Source organism: Streptomyces sp. Q2 (genome assembly GCF_056820935.1).
In genome coordinates this window covers 125,566-141,347 of sequence record NZ_JBXEJE010000003.1, presented here as the reverse complement: position 1 = coordinate 141,347, position 15,782 = coordinate 125,566, and the positions used below count along the sequence as shown (strand labels likewise).

Annotated in this window: 14 protein-coding genes, 1 tRNA gene and 1 pseudogene; 5 read left to right on the top strand and 11 right to left on the bottom strand. The window is 68.3% G+C overall.

Annotated elements, in window-relative coordinates; all coding sequences use genetic code 11:
• Positions 1–34: 34 nt before the first annotated feature.
• The 3 genes and pseudogenes from ACWBNA_RS04980 to ACWBNA_RS04970 form a co-directional block, all read right to left on the bottom strand.
• Complete coding sequence (locus ACWBNA_RS04980; protein ID WP_482702673.1) at positions 35–430, bottom strand: aldo/keto reductase; 396 nt, start codon at positions 428–430, stop codon at positions 35–37.
• A 92-nt stretch (positions 431–522) separates the two neighbouring features.
• Positions 523–1,632, bottom strand: coding sequence for a sugar ABC transporter substrate-binding protein (locus ACWBNA_RS04975; protein WP_482702671.1), 1,110 nt, complete (start codon positions 1,630–1,632; stop codon positions 523–525).
• 339 nt (positions 1,633–1,971) lie between these two features.
• A pseudogene (locus tag ACWBNA_RS04970) lies at positions 1,972–2,685 on the bottom strand (ZIP family metal transporter); the annotation flags it as partial.
• A 491-nt stretch (positions 2,686–3,176) separates the two neighbouring features.
• On the opposite strand from ACWBNA_RS04970, the gene ACWBNA_RS04965 reads away from it, so the two are divergent.
• Positions 3,177–3,503, top strand: a complete 327-nt coding sequence (locus ACWBNA_RS04965; RefSeq protein WP_482702976.1) for a GYD domain-containing protein — start codon at positions 3,177–3,179, stop codon at positions 3,501–3,503.
• 402 nt (positions 3,504–3,905) lie between these two features.
• The gene (locus ACWBNA_RS04960; RefSeq protein WP_482702670.1) at positions 3,906–4,241 is read left to right on the top strand and encodes a hypothetical protein; all 336 of its coding nucleotides are present in this window, start codon (positions 3,906–3,908) and stop codon (positions 4,239–4,241) included.
• Between the two features lie 791 nt (positions 4,242–5,032).
• Here ACWBNA_RS04960 and ACWBNA_RS04955 read toward each other — a convergent pair.
• The 4 genes from ACWBNA_RS04955 to ACWBNA_RS04940 form a co-directional block, all read right to left on the bottom strand.
• Positions 5,033–5,105, bottom strand: a tRNA-Trp gene (locus ACWBNA_RS04955).
• A gap of 185 nt (positions 5,106–5,290) precedes the next feature.
• Positions 5,291–6,184, bottom strand: a complete 894-nt coding sequence (locus tag ACWBNA_RS04950) for an alpha/beta hydrolase (RefSeq protein WP_482702668.1) — start codon at positions 6,182–6,184, stop codon at positions 5,291–5,293.
• Between the two features lie 363 nt (positions 6,185–6,547).
• On the bottom strand, positions 6,548–6,964 hold the full coding sequence (locus ACWBNA_RS04945) for a GatB/YqeY domain-containing protein (RefSeq protein ID WP_482702974.1): 417 nt from the start codon (positions 6,962–6,964) through the stop codon (positions 6,548–6,550).
• A gap of 250 nt (positions 6,965–7,214) precedes the next feature.
• Positions 7,215–9,320, bottom strand: coding sequence for a SpoIIE family protein phosphatase (locus tag ACWBNA_RS04940; protein WP_482702666.1), 2,106 nt, complete (start codon positions 9,318–9,320; stop codon positions 7,215–7,217).
• 383 nt (positions 9,321–9,703) lie between these two features.
• Here ACWBNA_RS04940 and ACWBNA_RS04935 point away from each other — a divergent pair, with 383 nt between their 5' ends.
• Positions 9,704–10,111, top strand: coding sequence for a gas vesicle structural protein GvpA (locus tag ACWBNA_RS04935; protein ID WP_482702664.1), 408 nt, complete (start codon positions 9,704–9,706; stop codon positions 10,109–10,111).
• Positions 10,112–10,139: 28 nt separating this feature from the next.
• Here the strand turns inward: ACWBNA_RS04935 and ACWBNA_RS04930 are convergent, their stop codons facing one another.
• On the bottom strand, positions 10,140–10,367 hold the full coding sequence (locus ACWBNA_RS04930; protein WP_482702662.1) for a hypothetical protein: 228 nt from the start codon (positions 10,365–10,367) through the stop codon (positions 10,140–10,142).
• A 361-nt stretch (positions 10,368–10,728) separates the two neighbouring features.
• On the opposite strand from ACWBNA_RS04930, the gene ACWBNA_RS04925 reads away from it, so the two are divergent.
• Positions 10,729–10,932 carry a cold-shock protein gene (locus ACWBNA_RS04925; RefSeq protein WP_037751662.1) on the top strand — a complete coding sequence of 68 codons (204 nt, stop codon included), beginning with the start codon at positions 10,729–10,731 and terminating at the stop codon, positions 10,930–10,932.
• A gap of 783 nt (positions 10,933–11,715) precedes the next feature.
• Here ACWBNA_RS04925 and ACWBNA_RS04920 read toward each other — a convergent pair.
• The 3 genes from ACWBNA_RS04920 to ACWBNA_RS04910 form a co-directional block, all read right to left on the bottom strand.
• Positions 11,716–11,925, bottom strand: coding sequence for a hypothetical protein (locus ACWBNA_RS04920; RefSeq protein ID WP_482702660.1), 210 nt, complete (start codon positions 11,923–11,925; stop codon positions 11,716–11,718).
• A gap of 32 nt (positions 11,926–11,957) precedes the next feature.
• Positions 11,958–12,377, bottom strand: a complete 420-nt coding sequence (locus ACWBNA_RS04915; protein ID WP_482702658.1) for a DUF6233 domain-containing protein — start codon at positions 12,375–12,377, stop codon at positions 11,958–11,960.
• A 556-nt stretch (positions 12,378–12,933) separates the two neighbouring features.
• A complete protein-coding gene (locus ACWBNA_RS04910; RefSeq protein WP_482702656.1) occupies positions 12,934–13,776 on the bottom strand; it encodes a hypothetical protein in 843 nt (280 codons plus the stop codon).
• Between the two features lie 348 nt (positions 13,777–14,124).
• Here ACWBNA_RS04910 and gad point away from each other — a divergent pair, with 348 nt between their 5' ends.
• Positions 14,125–15,639: a glutamate decarboxylase gene (gad, locus tag ACWBNA_RS04905; protein ID WP_482702654.1), complete on the top strand. Its 1,515-nt coding sequence runs from the start codon at positions 14,125–14,127 to the stop codon at positions 15,637–15,639.
• Positions 15,640–15,782 lie beyond the last annotated feature (143 nt).

The following is a 15,782-nucleotide window of genomic DNA, read 5'->3' as shown; positions in this document are numbered from 1 at the left end:
CCCTGTGCACCGCGGCCAAGGCCGCCGCCGTGGCCTACCTGTCCACGAGCGACATGTGGTGCTCGTTGTAGCGGTCTCCCCGCACCCCGACCCGACCGGCGAGGTCGTTGAGGTCCGACAACTCGTCTGCGGAAAGCGGCAGTTGCGTGGCGCCGATGTTCTCCTCGATGCGCGCGGTGCGACGAGTTCCGGGAATCGGGACGATTGAGGGATGCTGCGCGAGCAGCCAGGCGAGCGCGACCTGTCCCGGCGTGGCGTCCTTGGCCTGCGCGAGGTTTGCGATGTGCTCGACGAGCGCCTGGTTCGCCGCCCGATCTCGGCCGTGAAAAGCCGATACGACGGCGTACGCGGCGGTCCACGCCGTCAAGGCCGGGCGTGGCGAACCGGTCGTCGCCTCGGGGCCGCCCGGCGGAGTGGGCTCTCGTCGCACAACTCGCGCGGCACGCCGGGCCACCGTCACCGGTCTGGCGAGTTGCGCGAAGCGAAGGAGGAGATTTTGGGGCCGGTCGTGACCTACTGCTCCTACTTCTTCAGGCCGGCCGCCGCGCAGTCGGCCGCCAGTTCGGGCGTGCAGATGTCGGACAGTTTGTACATGCCGTCCCTGATGACCGTGTCCTTGATGTTGTCCTTCGTCAGGGCGAGGACGGGCACGAGCTGGGTGGGTATGCCCTTGAGGGTGGGGCTGTCGACTCTGTCGCCCGTGAGGGCGTCGAAAAGGAGGTCCTTGCCCTGGGCCTTTGTCACGGCCATCTCCGCGCCGTTCTCGGCCTCCTCCGGGTACGGCTTGTACACACTCATGTACTGCTCGCCGGTGACGATCCGCCGCACCGCCGAAAGTTCCGCGTCCTGCCCGGTGATCGGCGGCAGGTCGGTCACGCCTGCGGCCTCCAGCGCCTTGACGATGCTGGCCGCCAGACCGTCGTTGGCGGCGTAGACGGCCTTGATGTTTCTCTTGCCGATCTCGCTGATCGCCTCGGTCATGTTCTTCTCGGCGTTCTGCGGCTTCCAGTCCTTCGTGTCGAACGACTTGGCGATCGTCACCCTGCCCTCGAGCACGGCCAACGCACCCGCTTTGAACTGCATGGCGTTCGGGTCGGTGGCCGAGCCGTTCATCATGACGATCTTGTCCGAGAGGCCGGCGTGCTCGCCGAGGGCCTCCAGCAGGGAGCGGCCCTGCACCTCGCCGACGAGTTCGTTGTCGAAGGTGATGTACGCGTCGATCGGGCCCTCGGCCAGCCGGTCGTAGGCGATGACCGGGATGCCGGCCTCCTTGGCCTTCCTCACCCCGCCGGCGATGGTGTGCGCGTCGACGGGGTCCAGCAGGATCACATCGACCCGCTCGTCGATCATCTTCTGCAGCTGTCGGGCTTGCTTGCCCGCGTCTGCCTCGGCGTTGGCGTACTCGACCCGGCCTTGGCCGTGGGTGAGGGACTCGACCTTCGCCTTGATGATGGGGAAGTGGAATTGCTCGTACTGGGGGTTCGACCTTTCAGGCAGCAACAGTCCCACGGTGATGTCGTTGCCCTTGGTCGGGCTCGCGTCGATGTTGCTCCCCGTCGCGTTGAGCGCGCCGCAGCCGGCGAGCGAGACGGAGATCGTGGTGGCGGCCACGGACATGGCGATACGGCGCATCAGGAGAGCTCACTTCAGGTGCGATCCGGACGTGGGCACTGCTGGGCAGCCCACCTGACTGAAAGGCCAACGCGGAGGCGACCCTCGGCGTCGCGCGAAACTACCTTACGATACGAGAGACGGCATCTCGCATTCTGGCCTCACCTCGGGTCGACACCCCTGGACCCGGCGTCCTCGCCTGCGCTGATACGCGTGTGGAATCGTCGACGCTTGCGGATGTCGTCCCTTGCTCGGCTGCATGATGTGCGCCCTTGGCGACGACACCGTCTGGTTGACCGAGGCGGGCGCCCCTTTCGCGGCCCGCCGCGCGTCAGAACGTGCACCGTCTTGCGGGCCAGGGAGTCCGATGGCCAGGTGGGCCTCCTCGAACGCCTCGGGGATCATCGTGTCGGAGATCATGGCGAGGATCGCCCCGGCGGCCACCGCGGTCACCGCCGCGATCACGGCGGGGGAGAAGGAACCGACCACCGTGTAACCGAGGACCGCCGATGCCGTGCCGGCGGCGGCGATCGCCGCCCAGACCCCGAAGACATAGCCCCGACTGCGGCTGGCCTTTTTCATCCCCGCCGAACTGGACAGTCCCTCGGGCACGTTGCTGATGAACACCGCCGCCACAGTCACCAGACTGACCGCACCGCCATCCAGCAGACTCACCCCGATGACCGCGGACTCCGGCACCCCGTCCAGCAGCGCACCCAGCGCAAGCGCCATCCCGGACCCACCCTGCTCGGCCTCGGACGGCTGCGCCTGCACCCGCTGGTGACCGGAGCGCTTGCGGTGCCGGGCTCCCCGGCGGGCCAGCCACACGTTGCCCGCGGTGTAGGCCAGTGCTCCAACGAGGGTGCCCAGGGCCGCGGGAGCGAGCCCCGCCTGCTCGTATGCCTCCCCGATCAGTTCGAAGGAGACTGCTGAGATCAGTACCCCGGCACCGAAGGCCATCACGGTCGCGATGACCTTCGGCGGCACCCGCAGCCCGTACCCCAGCGCAGCACCGAGCAACAGCGCCGAGCCCGCCACCAGACCCCACAGTCCAGCCTGTACGACTTCAATCATGCCGACCCGTCTACCCGCTACGGATTGGATCAACGGGCGGTCAGAGCAGCCAGGTCCTGCTGACCGGCAACGAGACCCCGCTGCCCTGCGGCGGATCAGGAAGGCCCGTCTGGCCGGCCGGCACGCCAGCCGCAGCCTGCGCAAGGCCGCGGCGGCCGCGGTGAGGGCCGCTCATGTCCAGCACGCCCGGGTGCCCGGCGAGGAGACCGCAGCCGCCACGACGCACAGACCGGCCCGCGCGGTCACGGACCTGGACGCCGAGCGAAGCGTGTCCACGCGCTCATCAGCAGGGCCCTCACAAGGCCCGGTCCCGGGCACCTGCTCAGCTTCCCGCAACTGGTCTTCGCAAGTCGGTCGCCCATCGCTCGTTTTGACCGGCTGCACTGTTGCTGTGTCAGACAGCGTCCCCGGCCGTTCGGGGGATACCTGGCCGCCGCCGGCGCCTTCCCCGCCTCGTGGGGGCATCCCTAGATGGAACGAAGGGAAGCATGATGCCGCTCTACCTATCGAGGTTCAGCTACACCCCGGAGACCTGGGCCAGACTGATCGGCCATCCGGAGGACCGCGCAAAAGCCGCTCAGTCGTACATCGAGTCCGTCGGCGGGAAGCTCCACGGCTTTTGGTACGCCTTCGGCACGCACGACGGCTACAACCTCTGGGAAGCCCCGGACAACGTGTCCATGGCCGCGGTCGGGCTGGCGATCAGCGGAGGCGGCGCGCTCAGCTCCTTTGAGACGACTGTGCTCCTGAGCGTCGATGAAACAATCGAGGCCCTACGCACAGCCGGGCAAGTCCAGTACCGGGCTCCCGGCGCATAGCAGTCCAGGCTACGGATCAGAAGGTTGCCGAGCCTGCAGCGCGCGATGCGTCGTGGGACCGCCTCGCGCACAGGTTCACAACGCGGCGGACGGACCGGAGCGCTGCGGTGTTACGCCTCCGACATGACGAGGGCGGAATGCCAGGTCATCCGGCCGCTGCTGCCCACTCCGGCATCCGTCAAGCGGATGGCGTCTGAGCCAGGACTCTGGGCCTTGAACCGGCGGGAGAGGGCGTTGATGTGGTTCCGGTGACCAGGACCCGGGTGCGGAGAGCTGATGTGACGGGCGGATGAGCTGCCGATGCGGCCTTCCGCGTGATGTGAGGCCCGTACTGCAACCGGCTTGTGCACGGACCGACTCCTGGGATGCAGAACCGAATACCCCTCAGGCGAGGAGATCCCCTTGACCGCCACAGTTTTCGAGTCCGCCGCGACGCAGGCCTACGTCGATCCCTACGCCCGCAACCAGTCTGCTACCCCGGGGGAGCCGGCCTCGCAGTCCACGGAAGACGACTACCTGCTGACGCCCCCGAATCCCGCCCAGCGTCTCGACATCGCGGTCGGCCCGCGTGACCTGAGGCGGCTTGACCTGCATGCCGCCCTCACCACGGCCGGCGTCCCGCCCCACCTCGAGGACCGGGAAGCCATCGACCAGCTCAGCGCCCTGCCCGACAGCATCAACGCCACCATCCAGCGCTGGATCCACCACACCACACAAGCCTGGTCCACTGCCTATTAGATCAGCGGCCGCATCTGGCCTCGCAGAAGGATCCGCGTCCTGTGATCAGTCTTGCCCGTGCCGGCCGGATCCAGACTGCGCCCGCATGACCCACATGTATCCGGTCAGACCGAGTGATACGCGCAGTGTGGCATCAGCCCAGGCGGGCACGATGCCACCCCGGTCGTTCCACCCAAGACCCCACAGCAGGAGCCAGCTCAGCGCGCTTGCCACTGCGACCGCGCTGCCGTACTTGGCCAGAGTCGTGCGGCTTCTGCCCAGCCGGGTTCCCAAGAGCCCAGCCGGAACTTGTACCGACACGTGGATGGTCGCGCATGCCAGCGGTACAACGAAGAGGAGGAAGAAGGGGCCATCCGCGAGAGGACTGCCTGGTGGCGTTGCGTAGCCGGCGTCCAGCATCCAGAAGGGTGGCACCAAGAAGGTGAGCAGGAGTATGGCTCCGCTCAGATGCATGGCGCCGAGGTGCCGCAGTGCGGGATGCGACGACCCGACGCTTCGCCCCCTGGCCGTCGGACCGTTGGTTCTCTCGCCCATGTTTCCCCTCCCTCAGCTGTGCGCAGCGCAGGTCTTGGTAGTCAGGCGGTAAGCAGCAAGACAGCCGTGGACCCAGCCGACGGTCAGCAGAAGCCTGCTCCGCAGGGGCACGCACAGCCGAAGGGGGCCTCGGCCTCCACGTCCGGACGTCGTCCACGAGGATGAGAGGAAAACGTCGGCACGTGACGTGACGTCTGGGCCGGTGGTGGTCCCGGCAGAGGCATAGAGACTGACGGCCTGGGAGGCGTGACCGGCGGCAGGGGTGGCAGGAGTCGAACCTGCGGCATCCGGTTTTGGAGACCGGCGCTCTGGCCTCTGAGCTACACCCCTTGGGTGGTGACAGGTTGACACGCTCGACCTACCGTTCTCCACGGGTTTTCCAGCGTCAGCTGAGAGCCCGTCTCGCGGACCCACAGGACGGCCCCGGCCCGGTCCACGCGTCGAGAACGGCCGCATCCCCCGTGGAGGTGTGGCGTCGGCTACTCTCCGCCGCGCGGCGCCCGGGCTTTCACGTTTCAGGCGCTGAGTGCGGTGCGCAGGGTGGAGGCCATCAGCTCTATGGCCTCCTTGCCGGCCGGCACCGGGCCGGTGTGGGTGAAGTAGTGGTCGACGCCCTCGAAGACGCGGTGGGTGACATCGACGCCTGCGGCGTCCAGCGCCTTGGCGTAGGCGTCGCCCTCGTCGCGCAGACGGTCGTGCTCCGCGGTGATGACCAGGGCGGGCGGCAGCCCGGCGAGGTCTTCGGCCAGCCCGGGCGAGACAAGGGGATCAGCACGGTCGGCCGGATCCGGGACGTAGGCGGCGGTGAAGACCCGCATGAGACGAGGGGTGAGCAGTGGCTTGGCGATGGGGGACAGCTTGGTGGCGGGGTCGGCGAGCTGGTTCAGCGGAGCGGAGTCGATGATCTGGAGCTTGGGGGAGAAGGCTCCGCGGTCTCGTGCCATGCGGCAGACCGCGGCGGTCAGGTTGGCCCCCGCACTGTGTCCGCCGACGGCAAGTCGCGAGCCGTCCCAGTTGTTGGCGGGGCCGCTCGCCGCGACCCACGCGACGACGTCGTATGCCTGGGTGACGGGCGCGGGGAACGGTTGTTGTGGGGCGACGGCGTAGTCCACGTTGATCACGACGCAGCCGGCTGCGTCGGCTATGTAGCGGCAGATGTGGTCGTCCTGCTCGGGGCGGCTGACGACGAAGCCTCCACCGTGGAAGTTGACATACACGGGGGCGAGGGCCCCGGCCGTGTCCGACGGGCGATAGACGGTGCAGGTCACGACTCCGGCGCCGGTCTCCACCCGGAGGGATTCCACACGCTTCGGGATGTCGGTGAAGCGCAGGTCCTTGTGCACGCGGGCCATCATGCCGCCGAGCAGCAACTGGATCCCTCTGGCCTGGATGCGGGGACTGAATGGCATGGCGTGTCCGTTCATCGCTGCAACTTTAAAATGACAGGAATCCTGATAATGGAGGCTCGGCTTGCGGAGCGCAACAGCGGCGCGGAATCCTGCTGAAGGGGACAGCCCCGGGCTGAGACGCTGAAGGGCGTCGCGTCATGGCAGACGCGCAGAAACCTCGGGCTCGGACGTCGCCTTGCTGACCCCAAGGTGGTCCCCCACGTCATCCACTGCGAGGACCGGGGAAGACACCGTCGCCGCGATGATCGACCGCGTCGTCCACCACGCCGAGCTCTACTCGCTCAATGGCGACAGCTGCCGCCGGCCCGCTCGGCAACCTCCAGGACCCACGACTCGTCGATGTGCAGGATCACGCGCACGAGTTCAGTCGTCCATCCGACCCCGCGGATGATCATGCGCTGGCAGTACGTGGCGCTGGCCCCGCTCCTGTGTCGCTCCCGTGCGATGAGGCGCCGTTTCCTGTGCGGTGCCGGGACCGTCGAGGAAGCGCAGCAGCACGGCGGCCTCCGCGCGAAGCCGCGCGGCTCGCTCAGCGTGTGCGGGCGCGGTCAACTGCGCTGCGACGTCCAGGCGTTCGGCGGCCTCCGCCCGCACGACATCCACCACACTGCGCTCGCTCAGCTCATGCCGCGCTGCTTCCGTGGTGCCGACACCAACCGGCGAATACTCAAGGGCCACGCCGCGGAGATCAGCTTCGCCCACGGGCACCGCCTCGGCGTTGTCCAGCGCAGCAAGTGTCGCGCGCAGGGCGCTCACCGCGGCTTTGTCACGGGCGCGCATGGCTTCGGGCAGTGCTTGACGCATACGAAGACGTAAAGACATGCAAGTGACCTTATGGCGGCGTCCGTGGACCTACAACGCGATGTAGATGCAGCGCAACTGCTTCACCACCCGCCGGCCGCTCTCGTCAAGGCCGACCGCCTCCGCCACCACTGGTCGTCCTGGACTCGCTTCGCTGTGCCCGGGATCAGCCGAGTGGCACGCGCACGGTAGCCGGGCCGACCACGTCCGTCCGTACGACCGCCTGCTTTCAGGCGGCGTGGTGCGCCGGGTCGGGCGTGAAGGGGTGTGCACGGGCGATCAGGAGGGCGACGTCGTCGCGCTCCCCGGGTTCCCTGAGGCCGTCGAGGAGCCGGTTGCACGTCTCCTCCAAGGTGGCGGCCGGTGCGTCGAGCAGGCGCAGGAGGGTGTCGAGGCGTTCGTCGATGGGGTGGTGGCGGGTTTCGACCAGTCCGTCGGTGTAGAGGACCAGTTGGTCGCCGGGTGCGACGCCGACGGTGGTGGTGTCGAAGCGAACGCCACCGACGCCGAGTGGGGTGCCGGTGGGCAGGTCGAGGAGTCGCGGCTGCCGCCCGCCCCGTACGAGAACCGGTGGCAGGTGGCCGGCGTTGGCGATGGCGCACTCGGCGCGGTGGGGGTCGTAGACGGCGTAGACACAGGTGGCGATGTACTGCTCCAGCCGTGACGTGGTCGTGTCGAGGTGCTGGAGAACCTGGGAGGGGTCGAGATCCAGGTCGGCGAAGGCGGTGGTGGCGGTGCGCAGGCGGCCCATGGTGGCGGCCGCCTCGATGCCGCTGCCCATGACGTCGCCCACGACGAGTGCTGTTCTGTCGCCGGCCAGGGAGAGGACGTCGTACCAGTCGCCGCCGATCTCGTAGGCGGCCTGGGCGGGCAGGTAGCGGGAGGCGACCTGCAGGCCGGGAGCGTCGGGTGGGTGGTCCGGCAGCAGGCTGCGCTGCAACGTCTCGGCGGCGTTGCGCATGGTCTGGTGCGCTCGGGCGTTGTCGATGCACACGGCGGCACGGGAGGCCAGCTCCGTCGCGATGGCGAGGTCGTCCTCGTCGAAGGGGCGTGGATCGCGGGCACGGGTGAGCCCTAGGAAGCCGAGGATGGTGCCCCGGGCGGTGAGCGGCACGGCCATGTAGGAGTGCACTCCGGCGCGCGCCAAGAGCATCGCCGAGCGGTCGTCACGGGCGATGCGCGTCAGGTCGTTCCCGTTGGCGTGGCGCACCAGGACGGGCCGGCCAGTGCGGATGCAGCGAGTCGCCAGGCGGTCGGCTGCGTATGTGGCGAGGTGACCGGGCGGATCCACGGCGCGGACAGCGTCGGTGGAGTAGGCGCCCTTCACCGCGAGGGCGCGGAAGACCGCGGGGCCGCCGGTACGGGAGGCGCGGCGGTGCTCGTCGAGGGCGGAGTCGAGCACGTCGACCGCGACCACGTCGGCGAAGGCGGGAACGGTGACCTCGGCCAGCTCCCGGGCGGTCTGCTCGACGTTCAGGGTGGTGCCGATGCGTGCGGAGCCGTCGGCGATCAGGGCCAGCCGCCGCCGCGTCTCGCTTGCCTCCAGGGCCGACTCGTACCGCTCGGTGACGTCCACCACCAGCTCGGCCACCCCGAGTACCCGGCCCTGGGGGTCCTCCAGTCGGTACACCGAGATCGACCAGGCGTGCTTGTGCTCCGGGTCGGCCGGTGTACGGCCGACGATGGGCGATCGGTCGACCAGCGGAACCCCGGTCTCGAGGACCTGCCGCATCGCGGCCTCGGCCGCCTCGAACTCGGCGGCGATCCAGATCTCGCGGTAGCGGCGGCCGACGTGCTCCGTGGCCGGGATGCCGTGGATACGCTCCAGGGCGGGGTTGACGGTCAGGTACCGCAGATCGGTGTCGAGGATCGCCACCCCGAGGGGGGACTGGGAGATCAACCGGGTGGACAGGGCGACTTCCCGCTCCAGCTCGTGCAGCATGGGAGAGTCCGTGCCCAGCCCGAGGGCGTAGAAGTCGCCGCGATCGTCCATCAGCCGCATGTTGCGCAGCTCCACGGGATGCGTGCTGCCGTCCTTGCGCCGGATGGGGAACGTGCCGCCCCAGCTCTGGCCGGTCTCCATGACCGCGGCGAACTTCTTGATCACCCAGTCCCAGTGCTCCGGGTGAACCATCAGCCGTGCGGCGTACTGCCCGAGCGCCTCCTCGGCGCTGTAGCCGAACAGCTCCTCTGCCTGCGGGCTCCACAGGACGATTCGCCCCTCGGCGTCGAGTAGCACCGCAGTCACGCCGAGGAGATCCATCAGCCCGCTCGGCTGCGTCGGTTCATCCTCCGGCAGGCCGGTGTCCGCGGGAGGCCGTTCGGATTCGCTCATCGCGGGCGCTCCTTCCGCAGGCCCGCGCCGAGGAGCCGCCGTCGGCCCGGAGCGCGTCCCGACGACGCCTGCACACGACGTCGGCTTCCATGGTCCCCCCGTAGCACCAGATCACAAAGTGCCCGGAGGCGTGGCCTGTAAGGACGCGATGGCAACGGGTTCCGTCCTGCCGGTCAAGGCCTTCGACGCATCCCCCGGCCGGTTACCGGCGCCACATTGCGTCGTCCGGCAGACACGCCCGTCAGCCGCAGGCCCGCCTCGCCTTGGTCTCGGACGTGCGTTTGATCGTGGGTGGTAGGGGCTACTCGCACCCAAAGCCTGCGTCGCAGCGAGGGGCAGCGTCGACGGGACCACACGGAGACAGATGGCAGGGGCTGGTCGGGATGACGGTGGCGACACAGCAAGGTGGCGGAGGAGGTTCCAGTGGCCTTTACGACGTTCTGGAACTCATTCTCGACCGCGGGCTGGTGATTGACGCGTTCGTGCGGGTGTCCCTCGTCGGTATCGAGATACTCAAGATCGACATTCGGATCGTGGTCGCCAGCGTCGACACGTACCTGCGTTTCGCCGAGGCATGCAACCGTCTCGATCTGGAAGCGGGGCCACGCAAGCCGGCCGGGCTCACGGAGCTCACAGGAAAACTCACGGAGTCAGGCGCCCGCGGCAAGACCAAGGGAGCCCTGTCCGGTGCCGCGGAGACAATCTCCGAGGCCTTCCAGCAAGCCCGTGACGAGGGCAGGGAACGTCAGGGCACACGGCCCGCCGCGCGCAGGAGCGATCAAGGGGGATGAGCCCCATCGTCTACGGGATCATCCGCGATCACGCGGTCTGCCCACCTGTCCGGTAGGCCGTGAGGACGCGTCGTCCGTCGTCTCCTGCTGCGACGACGTTGACCAGGAACGCGCTTCTGTCGTCGAAGCGCAGGGTGAACATCGGATCGAGTTCCATCAGGAAGTCGAAGCCTTCCCGGTCCTCCGCTGACAGGGGAGGGTCGAGGACCGCGTCGCACGTCCAGTCGCTTACGGTGACGGGGACTGTGAATCGCACACCGATCCTGCCCAAGCAGGGTCGATCGGTTGGCCCACCATTCGAGTGTCGCAGTGCCCTCGTGACCGTCATCGCCCAAGTATCGCGGGCACTCAGGCGGCCCAGTGTGAGCGGTCCAGCGCTGGGACCACGAAGTCGTGTCACTGGTTCTCAGACGAAGTCCTTCCGAATTCGGTGTGCACTGATGGCTGTTGCTCTCTGGTGAGGGCCGGTTTCCCCGTGTAGCGTCATCAGCAGCTGTCGTGGTTCGCAGTACCTGCCCGCGCTTAGGCGCGGGCGCTTTGCTGTGCAGTGCCGGACCAGGGCGATCACCTCCAGGGCCGCGGAGTGCGGTTCCTGACATCGACTGAGAGGCACCAGCATGGCCAGCGGAACCGTGAAGTGGTTCAACGCCGAAAAGGGTTTTGGTTTCATCGCCCAGGACGGTGGCGGACCGGACGTCTTCGCGCACTACTCCAACATCAACGCCTCCGGCTTCCGCGAGCTGCAGGAAGGCCAGGCTGTCACCTTTGACATCACCCAGGGCCAGAAGGGCCCGCAGGCGGAGAACATCACCCCCGCCTGACCTGGGGCCGGCCTCGGGCCCGTCTTGGGCATGAGGCCGGCACGAAATCCTGCAGGTCGCCGCGGCGTCGAGTGCGGCGCGGCGACGGCAGGTCGCCGGGACGTCGGCGAACGTTCACCGCCCCGGCGGCATGACCGGGCCAGAGCCAGGGCCTGCGGTGTTGCCTGGTCATGGATGATGACCGGCTCGACCCGGATGCGACCGACGAAGGCCAGGAGACAGCAGGTCACCGGCGGTTACGAGCGCGAGCAGTGTGGCGCACCCTGCGAGTGCCTGGTGCCTTCCCATCGCCGTCGCCGTCGCCATGGCTATGGCTATGGCCATGGGGCCTGTCAGAAGTAGGCCGAGCGGACATAGGCAAGCGAGCCGAACCAGTCGTAGGGCCCTGACACGCAGAAGCCGGGCCTCGGGGCGTTACCCCCGTCCGAACCAGGTAGGCCGTCACTCAGCGTGGCCGCGCCAGGATGACGGGACTCACTTCTCGCTCCTGGGACTGCCCCTCATCCAGATCGGAAACGGTGGCAGCGGCGCGGGGGCGTGTCAGGTGTCCCAGCGGATCGCCGGCCCCTCGACTCGGATCGCCCCAGGCGCGTTCGGCTCTGACCATACGGCCTGCTCCGAGGAGCTCGTCGGGCCGTGACCGATCGGCGCTCGACGGCGCGTGCGCTGGAGGTGCCGGGGCGCTGTGCGCGGCTCGGCACCTCCAGTCCTGCGTTGCCGGGCCCGGCCCTTCGCGGGCTCCCCCGGCTTTAGTTACGCACCCCGCTGCTTCAGTCTTCGCAATCATCCCTGTGCGCGGGTGTTGGTGTAGCGGACGGTCGGCCCCCATTTCTCGCGGACGGGGCCCATGCACCACTGACACAGAGGGCTACCGCCGCTGCCGTATTTGTGGGTGGGCCGCTGGCATCCGGAGCAGGGGCCGACCAGGCTGCCGGAGCAGGCGAAGGTGGACGGGTCCGGCTCGGTGATCGGTGGCGGGGGAGTGCTGGTCATGGGCGGGTCCGGTTTCAAGTGATGTGGGTGGATCACCGCGAACGCAACATAACGATGAGCTTGTGCAGATGTTCGATCGGCGCGCCGCTGGCAAGGGAGACCGGGCGGGCGGATAAGTCGAGGATTTGCAGCGCGGTGTCGGGCTGGCAGTGGGTGCAGGCCCGCAAGCCCGCCGCGAGCAGCCGACGGGCTTCGTCGCGCTGGACGGGGCGGCAGCGTACGCCTGTCATGTGACAGTCGCCGACATGGATCTGGACGGGCGGGCGTTCGATGCCGATGCCGAGTTCGACGACCCACTCCGGTGGCTGGGGCCGACCGTTGCGGCCGTGCTCCGCTTCGGCCTGCCGCTTCCGCACGGCTGCGATCTTGCTGTCGATGCGCGCCAGGCACATGGCGTGCCACACCCGCAAGGTGTGCAGGCGATCAAGGTCGGGCGGCAGCTCATCGAACATACTTTTGATTCTATGCTCATGATCTACGCCTTGCGCCTCTCGCGTGCTCACGGTGATCCATGTGCGCTGCCCGGGACGGCTGCGGGAGGAGCTGGACCCGTGGTTCTGCAGCAGATGGCGGAGCTGTCCCGGTTGTGCAGGCGCTGACCGCGGACCTGGGTGGAGCTGAGGGGCGCGCTGCGCCATTACGGCGCGGAAGTCCCCTGAGGGAAGCGCCGCGGGGACGCACCCTCTCGCCTCTCCGCCGACGTCTGGGACGGTTTCGGGCAGCCCCCCACGGCCGCGGCGACCGCCTCCGGTTTGAGCCGGGCGCCTGGTGGCCTCCTCGCCGTCACCGCTTGCCGGTCGCCGACCGGGTGGGGCTGATGCCGTCGGCCTCCGGCATGGCCGCTTGACCTAGCTGACGAAGAGGGCAGACCTGGTCGGCGCCGACCAAGTGGGGAAGGCCATAGGCGCGGCCGACATGCCTGACTTCCCCACCCTTCGACGCCGTCGGAACCGGGCGGGCCGGTGAGGCGGTTGCTCGGTGTCAGCTCGCCTACGAGCCCTACGAGCCCTACGAGTGTTCGCCGAGTTGGAGGATGCCTGCGAGGGAGAAGCACAGGGCGCCGGTGAGGGTGCCCCAGTTGGCGATGTCGGCGTTGACCAGACTGCCGGTGGCAGGGCGAGTGAATGCTGCGAGCGCCGAGACCATGAACAGGACCGACCCGAGCTGGTTGACGGCGACGATCCACCAGCCGATGTTGTGCGGCCGGACGCAGAGCCTGCCGTGGCAGATCTCGACGAAGGCCAGGTGGCCGGAGAACAGGAAGAGGACACAGCCGATCACGTCGGGCGTCCAGATCAGCCGGTTGACCTGCTGGACGGTCAGACCCCGCAGGAAGGAGTCCAGCAGGTCGACGGCGAAGACGAGCGTGCCCGCGAAGAGGACGAACGTGCTCAGCCAGTCGACCCGCGCCGGCTCGTAGCTCCACCATTGCCAGCGACGGGTGACCAACCGCCCTTCGCCGCCGGCGGCGTGGCGGGGTGCGTTGATCACCTGGAGCAGCGAGACGTACCCGCCGGTGGTGAAGAACAGGCCGCCCGCGAAGTAGATCGAGGCGCACTCGGTGGCGTCGCCGGAACCGAATTGGGCGTTGGCAGCGCCTGCCGCGAACAAGGCCCCTCCGATGACGAAGGCGATCGCGGCAATGGCGTTGAGTCGGCGCAGCCGGGTGCGGGAAACGGCGTCCGCACGGATGTGACGAGGGGCCGCCGCGCTGACGGGACGGACGGAGAGCACCCCACGCCGCCGCGCGAGCCGGGACTCCCACACGGCCGTACCGCCGTCGGGAAGGTGCCAGGTGAGCCGGGTGGTGAACGGTCCCGCGCCTTCGGCACACTGCTCAGGTTGCCCCACGGCCCGAGCCTAGAACCCCAGGCAGGACCGAGGACGGGCGAAACGCCGTCCCGCCGACCCTCTGCGACATGCCGCATCCCGCACGCGGCATGTCGCCCGGGCGGAGCGGGGCGGGCAGGTCGAAAGCTCCGACACGCCGCGCTGCGCGATGCTCCCAGCCGATGCGTCGACGGGTTCGCCTGAGCCACAACCACCAGGACCGCAGCACCTGATCGAGGGGTAGTTTGACCCATCGTGCCTGTAGGCCGCCACGTGGCCCGCGGTGCGACGATCAACAGCAGACGCATGATCACCGGATGATCCGACCCGGACGTACTGCGGCTCAGAGCGTGCGCGGAGTGCCCCAGCGTGGAAGGAATCACGTCGCCGTCTCATCACGCTGCGGCCCAGGGGCTGTCAGCGACTCCGCGCCGGGTCCCGTTCGTGACCGGCGTGGGGTTCCGTCGTCTCGGTGTGTCCCTTGGCCGCAGTAGGCTCCGGCGCTGTTTGAATCGCTGCATGACCAAGCGCGATGATGCCGCTCTTTTCGGTAACCGATTCCTGACCGCGCCCGCTCCCTCGGAGACCTTCCCCGAGGAAGGCATGGCCGCGACGGACGCCATGAGGCTCGTGGATGTGGATCTCGCCATGGAGGGCGACCCGCAGCGCAACCTCGCCACGTTTGTCACCACCTGGATGGAGCCGGAGGCGCAACGGCTGATCGCCGAGAACCTCCACCGCAACTTCATCGACCATGCGGAGTACCCCATTTCCGCCGAGATCGAGCAGCGTTGCGTGCGTATGCTCGCCGACCTCTTCCACGCGCCGGGCAGGACGACTGGATGCCGGACCCAGGGCTCGTCCGAGGCGATCATGCTCGGTGCGCTGTCGCTGAAGTGGAAGTGGCGCGAGCGCCGCCAGGCAGCGAACCTTTCGACCGACCGGCCCAACTTGGTTTTCGGGGGAGACGTCCACGTCGTGTGGGAGAAGTTCTGCCGCTACTTCGACGTCGAGCCGCGGATCGTGCCGCTTGCCGAGGGCAAGTACACGATCGGCCCTGAGGACGTGGAGCCCCACCTCGACGAGAACACGATCGGCGTCGTCGCCGTCCTCGGCACCACCTTCACCGGCCACAAGGACGATGTCGTCGGCATCGACAAGCTCCTGCGGGACGTCCGCAAAGAGCGGGACCTCGACATCCCGATTCATGTCGACGGTGCCAGCGGTGCTTTCGTGTGGCCGTTCCTCTACCCGGACTCGAAGTGGGACTTCCGGCTTGAGCAGGTCCGCTCGATCAACGTCTCGGGACACAAGTACGGCCTGGTCTACCCCGGCATCGGATGGTTGGTTTTCCGTGAGGAGTCCGACCTGGCCGAGGACCTCGTGTTCTACGAGAACTACTTGGGCAAGACCGACGCGACGTTCACGCTGAACTTCTCCACCGGTGCGTCGATGGTGCTCGCGCAGTACTACAACTTCGTGCGGCTCGGTCGCCAGGGCTACACCTACGTCATGAAGATCATGCAGGAGAACGCCCGCGCGTTGGCGGACAACCTGCGGAGCAGCGGCCGCTTCGAAGTGATCGGGAGCGACCTCGAGCAACTGCCGCTGGTCGCTTTCCGTCTCGCCGGGAAGCACTCGTACGACGAGTCCGACATCGCCTGGCAACTCTCGGCCGAGCGGGGCTGGATGGTGCCGGCATACACGCTCCCGCCCAACGCGGAGAGCGTGAAGATCCTGCGCGCCCTGGTGAAGGAGACTCTGAGCCGCGAGCAGATCGATCACCTGAGCCAGGACATTGCCGACGCGTGTCATACGTTGGACAACAAGGGCGCGACCCACGGGATCGAGCGGAGCCAGGTCAAGCGCGGCACCGGCTACTGACGCACTGTGACAGGGGCCTTGAGCTGTGGCGTCGCTGGCCCTTGGTCGGTGCCATCCGGACTGCGGAGCCCGTCACACCGGGCTCAACGCAGGGCGCCCGGGGCATGGTTCGGTGGTGGAAGGTGATGCAGATGCACGCCGGG

What these genes read in the sequence shown, in the direction of transcription:
- ACWBNA_RS04915 (WP_482702658.1), bottom strand. Translation starts at nt 12,377, where the DNA reads ATGTTCGATGAGCTGCCGCCCGACCTTGATCGCCTGCACACCTTGCGG.
- ACWBNA_RS04925 (WP_037751662.1), top strand. Translation starts at nt 10,729, where the DNA reads ATGGCCAGCGGAACCGTGAAGTGGTTCAACGCCGAAAAGGGTTTTGGT.
- ACWBNA_RS04975 (WP_482702671.1), bottom strand. Translation starts at nt 1,632, where the DNA reads ATGCGCCGTATCGCCATGTCCGTGGCCGCCACCACGATCTCCGTCTCG.
- ACWBNA_RS04950 (WP_482702668.1), bottom strand. Translation starts at nt 6,184, where the DNA reads ATGCCATTCAGTCCCCGCATCCAGGCCAGAGGGATCCAGTTGCTGCTC.
- ACWBNA_RS04920 (WP_482702660.1), bottom strand. Translation starts at nt 11,925, where the DNA reads ATGACCAGCACTCCCCCGCCACCGATCACCGAGCCGGACCCGTCCACC.
- ACWBNA_RS04935 (WP_482702664.1), top strand. Translation starts at nt 9,704, where the DNA reads ATGACGGTGGCGACACAGCAAGGTGGCGGAGGAGGTTCCAGTGGCCTT.
- ACWBNA_RS04965 (WP_482702976.1), top strand. Translation starts at nt 3,177, where the DNA reads ATGCCGCTCTACCTATCGAGGTTCAGCTACACCCCGGAGACCTGGGCC.
- ACWBNA_RS04940 (WP_482702666.1), bottom strand. Translation starts at nt 9,320, where the DNA reads ATGAGCGAATCCGAACGGCCTCCCGCGGACACCGGCCTGCCGGAGGAT.
- ACWBNA_RS04945 (WP_482702974.1), bottom strand. Translation starts at nt 6,964, where the DNA reads ATGCGCGCCCGTGACAAAGCCGCGGTGAGCGCCCTGCGCGCGACACTT.